The following is a 14,780-nucleotide window of genomic DNA, read 5'->3' as shown; positions in this document are numbered from 1 at the left end:
GCATAATCGAATAGTAATAAACAAAATAGTATATTATAGATTATAACTGTCAATAATAATTTATTAGAAGGACTGGGTAAATTACCTAGTCCTTTACAAAGGATAGATTATTGACAGTTTAAATAAATTGTGATAATGTGAGAAAGTAACTCATGAAGTCACGAAACAGATACTGTAAGAGGTATATCTCTTAGAATATATATTTAAAACTGGAGGTGCAGACCGTGAGAGTAAAAATAACTTTAGCTTGCACAGAGTGTAAACAAAGAAATTATGACTCAATGAAGAACAAGAAAAACAACCCAGACAGAATGGAAATGAAAAAATATTGTAAGTTCTGTAAAAAGCATACTCTTCATAGAGAAACTAAATAGTTTAGCGCTTAAGTAAAGACACAGACTTGAATATTGTTAAGGATGTGAAAACTATGGCTGGTAATAATGTAAAAACTGGAGCCGCTCAAAAGGGTGGTATGTTTAAATTCTTTAAAGATGTAAAAGCGGAATTCAAAAGAATTACGTGGCCTTCAAAGAATGAAACAAAAAAAGCATTGATTGCAGTTCTTGGGTTCTCTATAGTATATATTATACTTGTAGGTGGACTAGATTATATTTTTCAAAACCTCTTTGAAGTAGTTTTGAAACTTAAGTAAAGGGAGGTTTGGGTGTTAATCACCGATTAATATGAGTGAAAGAGCAAGATGGTATGTAGTACATACGTATTCTGGATATGAAAATAAAGTTAAGGTTAACATAGAAAAAGTTGTTGAAAACAGACATCTTGAATCATTAATTCATGATATCCAAATACCAATGGAAGAAGTAATTGAAGAAAAAGATGGAAAACAAAAAGTTTCCCTTAAAAAGAAATTTCCAGGATATGTAATAGTGAAAATGCTAATGACAGACGAATCTTGGTATGTTGTTAGAAACACAAGAGGCGTTACAGGATTTGTAGGACCTGGATCTAAACCAGTTCCTCTTACTGAAGAAGAGATTGAATCAATGGGAGTTTTAGAACTACCTGTAGATATTGATCTTGAAGTAGGTGAAAGTATAAGAGTTATCTCAGGACCACTTAGAGAATTCGTGGCTACAATTCAAGAGATAAATCTTGAAAAACAAAAAATTAAAGCTCTTGTTGATATGTTCGGAAGAGAAACATTAGCAGAGCTAGATTTTAATCAAGTAGAAAAATTAGTATAATTTTATGTTATAACTAATGTTTTAATTAAGTGGGAGGACAAAAAAACTAATACATATTGTCCGTATATACCACAGTATAGGAGGAATAAACAATGGCTAAGAAAGTAACTGGAATGATTAAACTTCAACTTCCTGCAGGAAAGGCAACTCCAGCACCACCAGTAGGTCCAGCTTTAGGACAACACGGTGTAAACATAATGGGATTCTGTAAGGAGTTCAATGCAAAAACTGCTAATCAAGCTGGATTAATAATACCAGTAGTAATCACAGTTTACCAAGACAGATCTTTTAGTTTTATCTTAAAGACTCCTCCAGCTGCAGTTCTAATAAAGAAAGAATTAGGACTTGAAAGCGGATCAGGAGTTCCAAACAGAACAAAGGTTGGACAATTAACTAAAGAACAAGTTAAGAAAATCGCAGAAATGAAAATGCCTGACTTAAACGCTGCTACAATCGAAAGTGCTATGAGAATGATCGAAGGTACAGCTAAGAGTATGGGTGTAACTATCGAAGAGTAATTCACAAAAATAGTGGGAGGTACAAACCGCTAATACCACAAAGGAGGCTTATTAATGGGAAAGAAATATGTTGAAAGTGCAAAGTTAATAGATAAAAGTGCTTTATATAATCCAGCAGAAGCTTTAGAGCTTGCTGTTAAAACTGCAAAAGCTAACTTCGATGAAACAATCGAACTACACGTTAGACTTGGAGTAGATCCAAGACATGCTGACCAACAAGTAAGAGGTGCAGTAGTTTTACCAAACGGAACTGGTAAAAACGTAAGAGTTTTAGTTTTCGCAAAAGGAGATAAAGCTAAAGAAGCTCAAGAAGCGGGAGCAGATTTTGTTGGAGCTGAAGAATTAGTTCAAAAGATCCAAACAGAAAATTGGTTCGACTACGATGTAGTTGTAGCTACTCCAGATATGATGGGAGTTGTTGGTAGAATCGGTAGAGTTTTAGGACCTAAAGGTTTAATGCCAAACCCAAAATCAGGAACAGTAACATTTGATGTTGCTAAAGCAATAGCTGAAATAAAAGCTGGTAAGGTTGAGTACAGAGTTGATAAAACTGCTATCGTACACTGCCCAATCGGTAAGAAGTCATTCGGAGCTGAAAAGTTACACGAAAACTTCAAAACTTTAATGGAAGCTTTAGTTAAAGCTAAACCAGCAGCTGCAAAAGGACAATACATTAAGTCAGTTACAGTAACTAGCACAATGGGACCTGGAGCAAAAGTAAACCCTGCAAAAGTTACAGAATAATTGTTGACTTAAAGAACTTTATGTGTTAAAATAAGTTCTGTTGAAAATGAATAATGTGCCGTAGACAGTAGGTGTGATTTTCACGTAACGTACACCAACCTACCGAGGGTTATCTATAAACATAAGTTTATTAAGGTCTTCCTCTGTCTACGGGAAGACCTTTTATAATACAAGTAAGCAGTTAATACTGTGAGGAGGTGGACACACGTGAACAAGAACAGACAATTAAAAGAAGCAAAAGTTGCTGAAATTAGAGAAAAGTTAGAAAAAGCACAAAGTGTTGTTTTAACTAGCTATCAAGGTCTAACTGTTGAAGAAGATACACAATTAAGAAAGAACTTAAGAGAAGCTGGAGTTGAATATAAAGTATACAAAAATACTTTAGTTACATTAGCAGCTAAAGAAGTAGGTCTAGAAGGTTTAGAAGAATACTTAGAAGGACCTGTTTCAATGGCATTCGGATACGAAGATGCTACAGCAGCAGCAAGAATCTTAAATGATTTCGCTAAGGATCACAAAAAGTTAGAATTAAAAGCTGGAGTAGTTGAAGGAAAGATCTACGATCAAGAAATGATCAAGAAAATCGCTTCAATTCCATCAAAAGAAGTTCTTATTGCAAAATTACTTGGAAGTATCAAGTCACCATTATCAAACCTTGCATACTTACTAAATGCAATAAAAGAAAAAAAAGAAGCTGAATCAGCTGAATAATTAATTAACTAAAAAGTTAATACGTTTTAAAAATTTTGGAGGTGCAATTAAAATGACAAGAGAAGATATCATTCAAGCTATAAAAGAAATGAGCGTTTTAGAATTAAATGAATTAGTAACTGCTTGCGAAGAAGAATTCGGAGTAAGCGCTGCTGCACCAGTAGCAGTAGCAGGAGCAGTAGCAGGAGCAGCTGCTGAAGAAAAATCAGAATTTGATGTAGTTTTAGCTAACGCTGGAGCTAACAAAATCAAAGTTATCAAAGCTGTAAGAGAAATAACTGGATTAGGATTAAAAGAAGCTAAAGAAATAGTTGATGGAGCTCCTAAGACAATTAAAGAAGCTGTAGCTAAAGAAGAAGCTGAAGAAATGAAAGCTAAATTAGCTGAAGTTGGAGCTGAAGTAGAATTAAAGTAATTTTACTTTAATGAAATTTCAAAAGTTATATAAAAGGTGCTAATTTTAGCACCTTTTTATATTCTAATGACAAAATTCAAACTATATAAAATATCCTATATTAAAGATGGATACTTTATATAGTTTTATTTATAAGTAGGTAAAAAATAGATAGTATTGTTAATGAAAAGATATTGACAATGATATTATGTTATGATACTATCATTTAATGTACTGTTCAATATGGATAAGTATATTTTATTGTAAAAAAAGAGTATAATTGTTTTGAATATGGTTATACTAAAAAGATGACGCTGTCCGAAAGCAAAAGTCCTTAGGGAAGTTATGCTTTTGGTTATTTTAGTTTATACAAGGGGTGAAAATTCATGGTACATCCTGTCCAATCTGGAAAAAGAACAAGAATGAGTTTTGGTAAAGTTAAAGATGTAACAGAAATGCCAAATCTTATAGAGGTACAACTAGATTCTTATGACTGGTTTCTTAAAGAAGGACTACACGAGGTATTTGACGATATAAATCCAATAGGAAACTTTACTGGAAACTTAGTATTAGAATTTGTTGATTACAAACTTGATATGGATAATATCAAGTACTCTGTAGAAGAGTGCAAAGAAAGAGATGCAACATATGCTGCACCTTTAAAAGTCTCAGTAAGACTTACAAATACTGAAACTGGAGAGATTAAAGAACAAGAGGTATTTATGGGAGACTTCCCATTAATGACAGAACAAGGTACATTTATTATAAATGGTGCTGAGAGAGTTATAGTTAGCCAATTAGTAAGATCTCCAGGAGTTTACTACAGCCAAAACAGAGATAAGAGTGGTAAAAAATTATTCTCATCAACTGTTATACCAAATAGAGGTGCTTGGCTAGAGTACGAAACTGATTCTAACGATATAATATCAGTTAGAATCGATAAAACAAGAAAACTTCCAATAAGTATATTAGCAAGAGCTATGGGATTTGGAAGTGACCAAGAATTAATTGAATACTTTGGTGAAGAAGAAAGATTAAAAGCTACAATCGAAAAAGATAATACTAAAACAACAGAGGAAGCTTTACTTGAAATCTATAAAAGATTAAGACCAGGTGAGCCACCAACAGTTGATAGTGCAATATCTTTAATAGATTCTTTATTCTTCGATGCAAAGAGATATGATTTATCAAGAGTTGGTAGATATAAGTTCAATAAGAAATTAGCTATCAATTTAAGACTTGCAAACCAAATTGCTGCAGCTGATATAGTAAATCCATCAACTGGAGAAATAATGGTTGAACAAGGCCAAAAAATTACTAGAACAATGGCTGAAGAAATACAAAATGCTGGAATTAATTCAGTAGATGTATTAATAGAAGACAGAGTTATAAGAGTAATAGGTAACCACTTCGTTGATTTAGCAAAGCAAGTACCTTTTGATGTAAGTGATCTTAACGTTAAGGAATTAGTTCACTATCCAACATTAAGAGAAATACTTGATAACTTCAGTGATGAAGATAGCATCAAGGAAGAAATTAAGAAAAATATTACAAAATTAATACCAAAACATATAGTTAAAGATGATATATTTGCTACTATTAGTTACGAGCTAGGATTAGCTTATGGTATTGGATATATAGATGATATAGACCATTTAGGTAATAGAAGATTAAGATCAGTAGGAGAATTATTACAAAATCAATTTAGAATTGGTTTATCAAGAATGGAAAGAGTAGTTAAAGAAAGAATGACTATTCAAGACCAAGAAGCAATAACTCCTCAAATGTTAATCAATATAAGACCAGTTGCTGCTGCTATTAAAGAATTCTTTGGTAGCTCACAATTATCACAATTCATGGATCAAACAAATCCGTTATCAGAATTAACTCATAAGAGAAGATTATCTGCATTAGGACCAGGAGGTCTTTCAAGAGAAAGAGCTGGATTCGAAGTTAGAGACGTTCACCATTCACATTATGGTAGAATGTGTCCTATTGAAACACCAGAAGGACCAAACATAGGTCTTATAAACTCATTAGCTACATATGCAAAAGTTAATGAATATGGATTTATTGAAACACCATATAGAATTATTGATAAAGAAAACAAGAGAGCAACTATGGAGATAAGATACTTCACAGCAGATGAAGAAGATCAATATCTAGTAGCTCAAGCAAATGAGCCTTTAGATGCTGAAGGACACTTTATAAATGAAAAGGTAACTGTTAGATACTTAGAAGATGTATTAGTAGTACCTGCAAGTGAAGTTGACTTAATGGATGTTTCACCAAGACAAATCGTATCTGTTGCTACAGCTATGATTCCTTTCCTTGAAAATGATGATGCATCAAGAGCTCTTATGGGATCTAACATGCAACGTCAAGCAGTTCCACTATTAAAGCCACAAGCTCCTATAGTTGGTACAGGAATAGAATTTAGAGCGGCTACAGATTCAGGGGTTCTACCTAAAGCTAAAAATGCTGGAGTAGTAACTTACGTAAGCGCTAGTGAAGTAAAAGTTAAGAGAGATGTTGATGGAGGAATAGATACATACAAGTTATTAAAGTTTAAGAGAAGTAACCAAGGAACTTGTATAAATCAAAGACCATTAGTAAGTGTAGGAGAAATGGTATTTAAGAACCAAGTTCTTGCAGACGGTCCATCAACAGACTTAGGAGAAATAGCATTAGGTAAAAATATCAGAATGGGATTCATAACTTGGGAAGGTTATAACTACGAAGATGCTATGCTAATCTCAGAAGAATTAGTAAGAGAAGATGTATTTACATCAATCCATATAGAAGAATATGAATGTGAAGCAAGAGACACTAAATTAGGACCAGAAGAAATAACTAGAGATATTCCTAATGTAAGTGAAGATGCTTTAAGAGATATCGATGAAAGAGGAATAATCAGAATCGGTGCTGAAGTAAGATCAGGAGATATCCTTGTTGGTAAAGTAACTCCAAAAGGAGAAACAGAATTAACAGCAGAAGAAAGATTATTAAGAGCTATATTCGGTGAAAAAGCAAGAGAAGTTAGAGATACTTCATTAAGAGTTCCTCATGGAGAAGCTGGTATAATAGTAGATGTTAAAGTATTTACTAGAGAAAACGGTGATGAATTAAATCCAGGAGTAAACGAACTTGTAAGATGCTATATAGCACAAAAAAGAAAAATATCAGTTGGAGATAAGATGGCAGGACGTCATGGTAATAAAGGGGTTATCTCAAGAGTATTACCAGAAGAAGATATGCCTTTCTTACCAGATGGTAGACCACTTCAAATATGCTTAAACCCATTAGGGGTTCCATCACGTATGAATATCGGTCAGGTATTAGAAGTTCACTTAGGTTGGGCTGCTAGTGCATTAGGATGGCACATTGCTACTCCAGTATTCGATGGTGCTACAGAAAAAGATATAGAGCAATGCTTAGAGGATGCAGGATATAATGCAAACGGAAAGACTCCTCTATATGATGGTAGAACAGGGGAAGCATTTGATAATGAAGTTACTGTTGGTATAATGTATATCTTAAAACTTGCTCACTTAGTTGATGATAAGATTCACGCAAGATCAACTGGTCCATACTCATTAGTTACTCAACAACCACTTGGAGGTAAAGCTCAATTTGGTGGTCAAAGATTTGGAGAAATGGAAGTTTGGGCACTAGAAGCATATGGTGCAGCACATACATTACAAGAAATCTTAACTGTTAAGTCTGATGATGTTGTTGGTAGAGTTAAGACTTATGAAGCTATAGTTAAGGGAGAAAATATCCCAGAGCCAGGAGTTCCAGAGTCATTTAAGGTTCTTATCAAAGAACTTCAAGCACTTTGCTTAGATGTTAAAGTTCTTAATGATGATAATCAAGAAGTAAGAATTAAGGAATTTACTGAAGAAGAAGATTCAGCGGATTTAGAGGTTAATATTGAAGGAACAGAAGAGTTTGTTCAAGAAAAACAACCTGAAGTAGACTCAGAAGATGGATATACTTCAGAAGAAGAATCTGAAGAAATTGAAGAAGAATTTGAAGGTTTTCAGTTAGAAGAATTTCAAGACAACTTAGAACTTGATGATTTTAACGATGAACACTAATTTTGAAGGGAGGATTACCCTTGTTTGAATTAAATAATTTTGATGCCATACAAATAGGTTTAGCATCTCCTGAACAAATCAGAGAATGGTCAAGGGGAGAAGTCAAAAAGCCAGAAACAATAAATTATAGAACTTTAAAACCAGAAAGAGACGGTTTATTCTGTGAGAGAATATTCGGACCAATGAAAGATTGGGAATGTCATTGTGGTAAATATAAGAGAGTAAGATACAAAGGTATAGTTTGTGACAGATGTGGAGTTGAAGTTACAAAAGCTAAAGTAAGAAGAGAAAGAATGGGGCATATAGAACTTGCTGCCCCAGTTTCTCACATCTGGTACTTCAAGGGAATACCATCAAGAATGGGATTAATACTTGATATGTCACCAAGATCTTTAGAAAAGATTTTATATTTTGCATCATATGTTGTAATTGACCCAAAAGAAACACCATTATTAAAGAAACAACTTCTTAATGAAAAAGAATATAGAGAAGCTGTAGATAAATATGGTGAAGAAAGTTTTGTTGCAGCAATGGGAGCTGAAGCTATTCAAGAGCTTTTAGGGGAAATAGATTTAGAAACTACTACTAAAGAGCTTAAAGAAGAGTTAAAACAAAGTACTGGTCAAAAGAAAGTAAGAATAATAAGAAGATTAGAAGTTGTTGAATCATTTAGATCATCAGGAAATGATCCAAGATGGATGATTATAAATGTTATTCCAGTAATCCCACCAGATTTAAGACCTATGGTTCAATTAGATGGTGGTAGATTTGCTACTTCAGACTTAAATGATTTATATAGAAGAGTTATAAACAGAAACAACAGATTAAAGAAACTATTAGATTTAGGAGCTCCAGATATAATCGTTAGAAACGAAAAGAGAATGCTTCAAGAAGCAGTAGATGCTCTTATTGATAATGGTAGAAGAGGAAGACCTGTTACTGGTCCTGGAAACAGACCATTAAAATCTCTTTCAGATATGCTTAAAGGTAAGCAAGGTAGATTTAGACAAAACTTACTTGGTAAGAGAGTTGACTATTCTGGTAGATCCGTTATCGTTGTTGGACCAGAATTACAAATGTACCAATGTGGTCTTCCAAAGGAAATGGCACTTGAATTATTCAAGCCATTTGTAATGAAAAAGTTAGTTCAAGATGGAATAGCACATAATATAAAAAGTGCTAAAAGAATGGTAGAAAGAGTAATGCCACAAGTTTGGGATGTTTTAGAGCAAGTTATAGCTGATCATCCAGTATTACTTAACCGTGCTCCGACTCTACACAGATTAGGAATTCAAGCGTTCCAACCAGTGTTAGTTGAAGGTAGAGCTATAAAACTTCATCCATTAGTATGTACAGCGTATAATGCTGACTTCGATGGTGACCAAATGGCTGTTCACGTACCATTATCAGTTGAAGCTCAAGCAGAAGCTAGATTCTTAATGCTTGCAGCAGGAAACATAATGAAACCATCAGATGGTAAACCAGTATGTGTTCCTACTCAGGATATGGTTCTAGGATCATACTACATGACAATGGAAAAAGAAAATGCAGAAGGTAGCGGCAAACATTTCTCATCAAAAGATGAAGCTATAATGGCTTATCAAGTTAAAGCGATAGAAATTCATGCTGATATTTTTGTAAGAATGTTTAGAGAAATAGATGGGGAAGTTAAATCAGGAATTATTAAGACTACTGTAGGTAAATTAATATTCAATGAATCAATTCCTCAAGATTTAGGATTTGTTGATAGAACTAATCAAGAAGAAATGTTTAATTTAGAAGTAGATTTCTTAATAACTAAAAAGTCATTAGGAAAAATAATTGATAGATGTTACAGAAAACATGGATCAACAAAAACTTCTATAATGCTAGATAGAATAAAAGCATTAGGATACCATTATTCATCAATTGGAGCGGTTACAGTTGCTGCTTCAGATATGATAGTTCCAGATGAAAAATACGTTTTATTAAAAGATGCTGAAGAAACAGTTGAAAAAATTGAAAAAATGTATAAGAGAGGTTTCATATCAGAAGATGAAAGATATGAAAGAGTTATCGAGAAATGGACTAAGACAACAGAAGAAGTTGCCGATGCTCTAATGGATAGCTTGGACAAATGGAATCCAATATTCATGATGGCTGACTCAGGAGCCAGAGGTTCTAAGTCACAGATTAAACAGTTAGCTGGTATGAGAGGACTTATGGCAAGTCCATCAGGTAAAATTATCGAATTACCAATCAAAGCATCATTCAGAGAAGGTCTTGATATATTAGAATACTTCTTATCAACTCACGGAGCTAGAAAAGGTAATGCTGATACAGCACTTAAAACTGCCGATTCAGGATACTTAACAAGAAGACTTGTTGACGTATCACAAGATGTTATAGTTAGAGAACATGATTGTGGAACTGATGAGGGTATGGTAGTTACTGAAATAAGAGAAGGTAACGAAATAATAGAAGAATTAAAAGAAAGATTAACTGGAAGATATGCAGCTGAAGATATATTACATCCAGAAACAGGAGAAATACTTGTTCATAAAAATGAGTATATGGATGTAGATCTAGCAGAGAAAGTATCAGATGCTGGTGTTAAGAAAGTTAAGATAAGATCAGTATTTACATGTAACTGTAAGATTGGTGTATGTGCTAAATGTTACGGTATGAATATGGCAACTGGTCAAAAAATAAATATAGGTGAAGCTGTTGGTATAATAGCTGCACAATCAATCGGAGAACCAGGAACACAGCTTACAATGAGAACATTCCATACAGGTGGGGTTGCATCTGCTGGAGATATCACTCAAGGTCTTCCTAGAGTTGAGGAATTATTTGAAGCTAGAAAACCTAAGGGTCTTGCGATAGTAACTGAAATTGATGGTACTGTAAGAATTGAGGAAACTAAGAAAAAGAGAACTGTACATGTAATGGGTGCAGATGGGGAAGAAGTAAGTTACGATATTCCATTTGGATCAAGAGTTAAGGTTTCAAACGATGATTATGTTGAAGCTGGAGACGAAATTACAGAAGGTTCTGTAAATCCTCATGACATCATGGCTATTAAAGGTGTTGATGGGGCAAGAAGATACTTACTATCAGAAGTTCAAAAAGTTTATAGATTACAAGGTGTTGATATCAACGATAAGCACTTAGAAGTAGTTGTTAAACAAATGACTAGAAAGATAAAAGTTACTGAGTCAGGAGATACAAATCTTCTACCAGGAACTACAATAGATATTTTTGACTTTGAAGAAGAAAATGCAAGAGTAAGAGAATTTGGTGGAGAAGAAGCTAGAGGAGATCAAGTACTTCTTGGTATAACTAAGGCAGCACTTGCTACAGATAGTTTCTTATCAGCAGCATCATTCCAAGAAACTACAAGAGTTCTTACTGAAGCAGCTATCAAAGGAAAAATTGATCCACTTGTAGGATTAAAAGAAAATGTAATAATAGGTAAATTAATTCCAGCAGGAACTGGTATGATGAGATATAGATCAGCAAGATTAGATGTTGAAGATAACAAAATTGAAGAAGAAATAATAGTAAATGCTGAATAAGAATTAATTTTATTGACATGTGTATTCTTAAATGTTACAATACGTGTTGTATGTTTAATGAATATACGACAAAATAATTGTCTACATTGCTTCATGAAGGCAAAGTTATACTTTGCCTCATGAGGTTTTTATAAAGAAATTTGTAAAAAGTAGGCAAATTTAAAAAGCTTATCTAATTTTCATATAGATAAATAAATTCAGGAGGTGAAAGAATGCCAACTATAAGCCAATTAGTAAGAAAAGGAAGAAAAGCTGCTGTAAACCAATCAACAGCTCCAGCATTAAAAAACTGTCCACAAAAAAGAGGAGTATGTACAGTTGTTAAAACATCAACTCCTAAGAAGCCTAACTCAGCCCTAAGAAAGGTTGCAAGAGTAAGACTTACAAACGGATATGAAGTTACTGCATACATTGGTGGTGTAGGCCACAACTTACAAGAGCATAGCGTTGTTCTTATAAGAGGTGGAAGAGTAAAGGACCTTCCTGGGGTTAGATACCATATCGTAAGAGGAGCACTTGACTGTGCTGGTGTAGCTAACAGAATGCAAGGAAGATCAAAGTACGGTGCTAAGAGACCTAAGAAATAGGAAATCTTAATTAAATAGTGCTTATCTTCAAATTTACATAGATTTATAACTTAAGTTTATATAGATGATGAGAGAAGCACTTTGCGACATGAAATATTGTCGAGTACCGATGAACTTAAATTCAAATTGTTAAGGAGGGAAGAAAAGTGCCAAGAAAAGGACATATAGCAAAAAGAGACGTTTTAGCTGATCCAGTTTATAACTCAAAAGTTGTTACTAAGTTAATAAATGGAATCATGCTTGACGGTAAAAAAGGAGTAGCACAAAAAATATGCTACCAAGCTTTTGAAACTATGGCAGAAAAAACTGGCAGAGATGCATTAGAAGTTTTCGAAGATGCTATGAATAACGTAATGCCATTACTAGAAGTAAAGGCAAGAAGAATAGGTGGAGCTACTTACCAAGTTCCAATAGAAGTTAGAGCAGAAAGAAGACAGACTTTAGGTATCAGATGGATACTAGCTGCTGCTAGAAAAAGAGGAGAAAAGTTAATGTGTGAGAGATTAGCTGCTGAATTATTAGACGCTGCTAACAACACAGGATCAGCTGTTAAGAAGAGAGAAGATACTCATAAAATGGCTGAAGCTAATAAAGCATTTGCTCACTACAGATACTAATTTTAAAACTGTTTTGGCTTTTGCCAAAACAGTTTTGTTGAATTTAAAATCACTATTTGAGAGGAGGAGTTTATTGTGGCAAGACAATTTCCTTTAGATAAATTTCGTAATATAGGAATTATGGCTCACATAGATGCTGGTAAAACAACAACTACTGAGCGTATATTATTCTACACAGGTAGAACACACAAAATAGGTGAAACACATGATGGTGCTTCACAAATGGACTGGATGGCACAAGAGCAAGAAAGAGGTATAACAATTACTTCTGCTGCTACATTCTGTCAATGGAAAGGTTATGCAATTAACATAATCGATACTCCAGGACACGTAGACTTCACAGTTGAAGTTGAAAGATCATTAAGATGTCTAGATAGTGCTATAACTGTACTAGACGCTAAGAGTGGGGTTGAACCACAAACTGAAACAGTTTGGACTCAAGCAGATAACTATGGAGTACCAAGAGCAATCTACGTAAACAAAATGGATGCTACTGGAGCAGACTTCTATGCTTGTATAAACTCAGTAAGAGATAGATTAAAAGCTAACGCTGTAGCAATACAAATTCCAATAGGTGCAGAAGATAATTTCGTAGGTATGATAGACCTTATGGAAAATGTAGCTCTTATCCACAAAGATGACTTAGGAAAAGACATCGAAAGAGGAGAAATCCCTGCAGAATTAAAGGATAAAGCTGAAGAATACAGAAATATGATGATAGAAGCTATTGCTGAAACTGATGAAGAGTTAATGATGAAATACCTAGATGGTGAAGAATTAACTAAAGAAGAGTTAAAGCTTGCTTTAAGAAAAGCTACTATCAATAATGAAATAATTCCTGTAATCTGTGGTTCATCATATAAAAATAAAGGTGTTCAAGAGATGATTGACTTAGTTGTTGATTACTTACCATCACCAGTTGATATTCCACCAGTTAAGGGTATCGATGTAGATGATCCAGAAGTAGAATTAGAAAGAGAAGCTAGCGATGATGCTCCAATGTCAGCATTAGCATTCAAAATAGCTACTGACCCATTCGTAGGAAGACTTGCATTTACAAGAGTTTACTCAGGTATAATGGAAAGTGGTACTTATGTTCTTAACTCAACTAAGGGTAAGAAAGAAAGAATTGGTAGATTAGTTAAAATGCACGCTAACTCAAGAGAAGAAATTAGCGAATTAAGAGCTGGAGATTTAGGAGCAGTAGTTGGATTAAAAAATACAACTACAGGAGATACTTTATGTGATGAAGCACAACCAATCATCTTAGAAAGTATGGAATTCCCAGAACCAGTTATATCAATAGCTATCGAACCAAAAACAAAAGCTGGTCAAGAAAAAATGGGTATAGCTTTAGCTAAATTAGCTGAAGAAGATCCAACATTCAAGACTTGGACTGATCAAGAAACTGGTCAAACAATCATTGCTGGTATGGGTGAATTACACTTAGATATCATCGTTGATAGATTACAAAGAGAATTCAAAGTTGAATGTAACGTAGGTGCTCCACAAGTTGCTTACAAAGAAACTATCAAGAAAGCTGTTAAGGCTGAAGGTAAGTTCGTAAGACAATCTGGTGGTAGAGGACAATACGGACACTGTTGGATAGAAATGATACCAACAGATGGAGAATATGAATTCGAAAATGCTATTGTTGGAGGAGCTATTCCAAGAGAATATGTACCAGCAGTAGATAACGGTATCCAAGAAGCAGCTGAAAGTGGAGTTATAGCTGGATTCCCAACTATAAACTTTAAAGTTAAATGTTTCGATGGATCATACCACGATGTCGATTCATCAGAAATGGCATTCAAGATTGCTGGATCAATGGCATTCAAGAACGCTATGAAGAAAGCGGATCCTACATTACTTGAACCTTCAATGAAGGTAGAAGTAGTTGTACCAGAAGAGTACATGGGAGATGTTATGGGTGATATCAACTCAAGAAGAGGTAGAATCGAAGGTATGGAACAAAGAAATGGTCGTCAAGTTATCAGAGCTTTTGTACCACTATCAGAAATGTTCGGATATGCAACAGCATTAAGATCAAGAACTCAAGGTAGAGGAACTTACGTAATGGTATTTGACCACTATGAAGAAGTACCAAAGAGCATTCAAGAAGAAGTAGCTGGAAAGAAAGCTAAATAATTCTTGAATTAAATTGCAAATATGAGAGAACTACTTAAGTAGTTTCTCTCAATTAAATAAATAGATTGAAGATGTTTTTAACATTAATATAAATGTTAAAAATATTTCATACCAAATATTAAGATATAGATTACGATTTAAATAATGACTTAAGTCATTTATATGAAGGAGGAATTACAATGTCAAAAGCAAAATTCGA

At 34.0% G+C, this 14,780-nt stretch carries 12 protein-coding genes and 1 other annotated feature; all 12 genes read left to right on the top strand.

Annotated features, from left to right (window positions below; genetic code table 11):
- The first annotated feature begins 224 nt into the window (after positions 1-224).
- Entirely contained in the window at positions 225-374 is a 150-nt protein-coding gene (gene rpmG / locus O212_RS0108920) for a 50S ribosomal protein L33 (RefSeq protein WP_024614767.1), read from the top strand.
- A gap of 53 nt (positions 375-427) precedes the next feature.
- Positions 428-652, top strand: coding sequence for a preprotein translocase subunit SecE (gene secE / locus O212_RS0108915; protein WP_029699275.1), 225 nt, complete (start codon positions 428-430; stop codon positions 650-652).
- A 31-nt stretch (positions 653-683) separates the two neighbouring features.
- The gene (nusG, locus tag O212_RS0108910) at positions 684-1,205 is read left to right on the top strand and encodes a transcription termination/antitermination protein NusG (RefSeq protein ID WP_024614765.1); all 522 of its coding nucleotides are present in this window, start codon (positions 684-686) and stop codon (positions 1,203-1,205) included.
- 92 nt (positions 1,206-1,297) lie between these two features.
- Positions 1,298-1,723 carry a 50S ribosomal protein L11 gene (gene rplK / locus O212_RS0108905; protein WP_024614764.1) on the top strand — a complete coding sequence of 142 codons (426 nt, stop codon included), beginning with the start codon at positions 1,298-1,300 and terminating at the stop codon, positions 1,721-1,723.
- Positions 1,724-1,777: 54 nt separating this feature from the next.
- On the top strand, positions 1,778-2,467 hold the full coding sequence (gene rplA, locus O212_RS0108900) for a 50S ribosomal protein L1 (protein WP_024614763.1): 690 nt from the start codon (positions 1,778-1,780) through the stop codon (positions 2,465-2,467).
- A 40-nt stretch (positions 2,468-2,507) separates the two neighbouring features.
- Positions 2,508-2,642, top strand: a sequence feature (ribosomal protein L10 leader region).
- Between the two features lie 32 nt (positions 2,643-2,674).
- Positions 2,675-3,178 carry a 50S ribosomal protein L10 gene (rplJ, locus tag O212_RS0108895; RefSeq protein WP_024614762.1) on the top strand — a complete coding sequence of 168 codons (504 nt, stop codon included), beginning with the start codon at positions 2,675-2,677 and terminating at the stop codon, positions 3,176-3,178.
- A gap of 52 nt (positions 3,179-3,230) precedes the next feature.
- On the top strand, positions 3,231-3,593 hold the full coding sequence (rplL, locus tag O212_RS0108890; RefSeq protein WP_024614761.1) for a 50S ribosomal protein L7/L12: 363 nt from the start codon (positions 3,231-3,233) through the stop codon (positions 3,591-3,593).
- A 365-nt stretch (positions 3,594-3,958) separates the two neighbouring features.
- A complete protein-coding gene (gene rpoB, locus O212_RS0108885) occupies positions 3,959-7,672 on the top strand; it encodes a DNA-directed RNA polymerase subunit beta (RefSeq protein ID WP_024614760.1) in 3,714 nt (1,237 codons plus the stop codon).
- 20 nt (positions 7,673-7,692) lie between these two features.
- A complete protein-coding gene (rpoC, locus tag O212_RS0108880; RefSeq protein WP_024614759.1) occupies positions 7,693-11,229 on the top strand; it encodes a DNA-directed RNA polymerase subunit beta' in 3,537 nt (1,178 codons plus the stop codon).
- A 212-nt stretch (positions 11,230-11,441) separates the two neighbouring features.
- Positions 11,442-11,816 carry a 30S ribosomal protein S12 gene (gene rpsL / locus O212_RS0108875; protein ID WP_024614758.1) on the top strand — a complete coding sequence of 125 codons (375 nt, stop codon included), beginning with the start codon at positions 11,442-11,444 and terminating at the stop codon, positions 11,814-11,816.
- A 146-nt stretch (positions 11,817-11,962) separates the two neighbouring features.
- Positions 11,963-12,433: a 30S ribosomal protein S7 gene (gene rpsG / locus O212_RS0108870; RefSeq protein WP_024614757.1), complete on the top strand. Its 471-nt coding sequence runs from the start codon at positions 11,963-11,965 to the stop codon at positions 12,431-12,433.
- 75 nt (positions 12,434-12,508) lie between these two features.
- Positions 12,509-14,581 (top strand): elongation factor G, encoded by a 2,073-nt coding sequence (fusA, locus tag O212_RS0108865; RefSeq protein WP_024614756.1) that lies wholly within the window; start codon positions 12,509-12,511, stop codon positions 14,579-14,581.
- Positions 14,582-14,780 lie beyond the last annotated feature (199 nt).

It is taken from the genome of Clostridium sp. Ade.TY, assembly GCF_000498355.1.
Lineage (GTDB): Bacteria > Bacillota > Clostridia > Clostridiales > Clostridiaceae > Clostridium.
The sequence above is the reverse complement of the archived record's forward strand: the minus strand, read 5'-3'. Positions and strand labels throughout refer to the sequence as shown.

Bases quoted from the DNA above. Each gene is read 5' to 3' on its own strand.
- secE (WP_029699275.1), top strand. From the start codon at position 428: ATGGCTGGTAATAATGTAAAAACTGGAGCCGCTCAAAAGGGTGGTATG.
- nusG (WP_024614765.1), top strand. From the start codon at position 684: ATGAGTGAAAGAGCAAGATGGTATGTAGTACATACGTATTCTGGATAT.
- rplK (WP_024614764.1), top strand. From the start codon at position 1,298: ATGGCTAAGAAAGTAACTGGAATGATTAAACTTCAACTTCCTGCAGGA.
- rplA (WP_024614763.1), top strand. From the start codon at position 1,778: ATGGGAAAGAAATATGTTGAAAGTGCAAAGTTAATAGATAAAAGTGCT.
- rplL (WP_024614761.1), top strand. From the start codon at position 3,231: ATGACAAGAGAAGATATCATTCAAGCTATAAAAGAAATGAGCGTTTTA.
- rpoB (WP_024614760.1), top strand. From the start codon at position 3,959: ATGGTACATCCTGTCCAATCTGGAAAAAGAACAAGAATGAGTTTTGGT.
- rpsL (WP_024614758.1), top strand. From the start codon at position 11,442: ATGCCAACTATAAGCCAATTAGTAAGAAAAGGAAGAAAAGCTGCTGTA.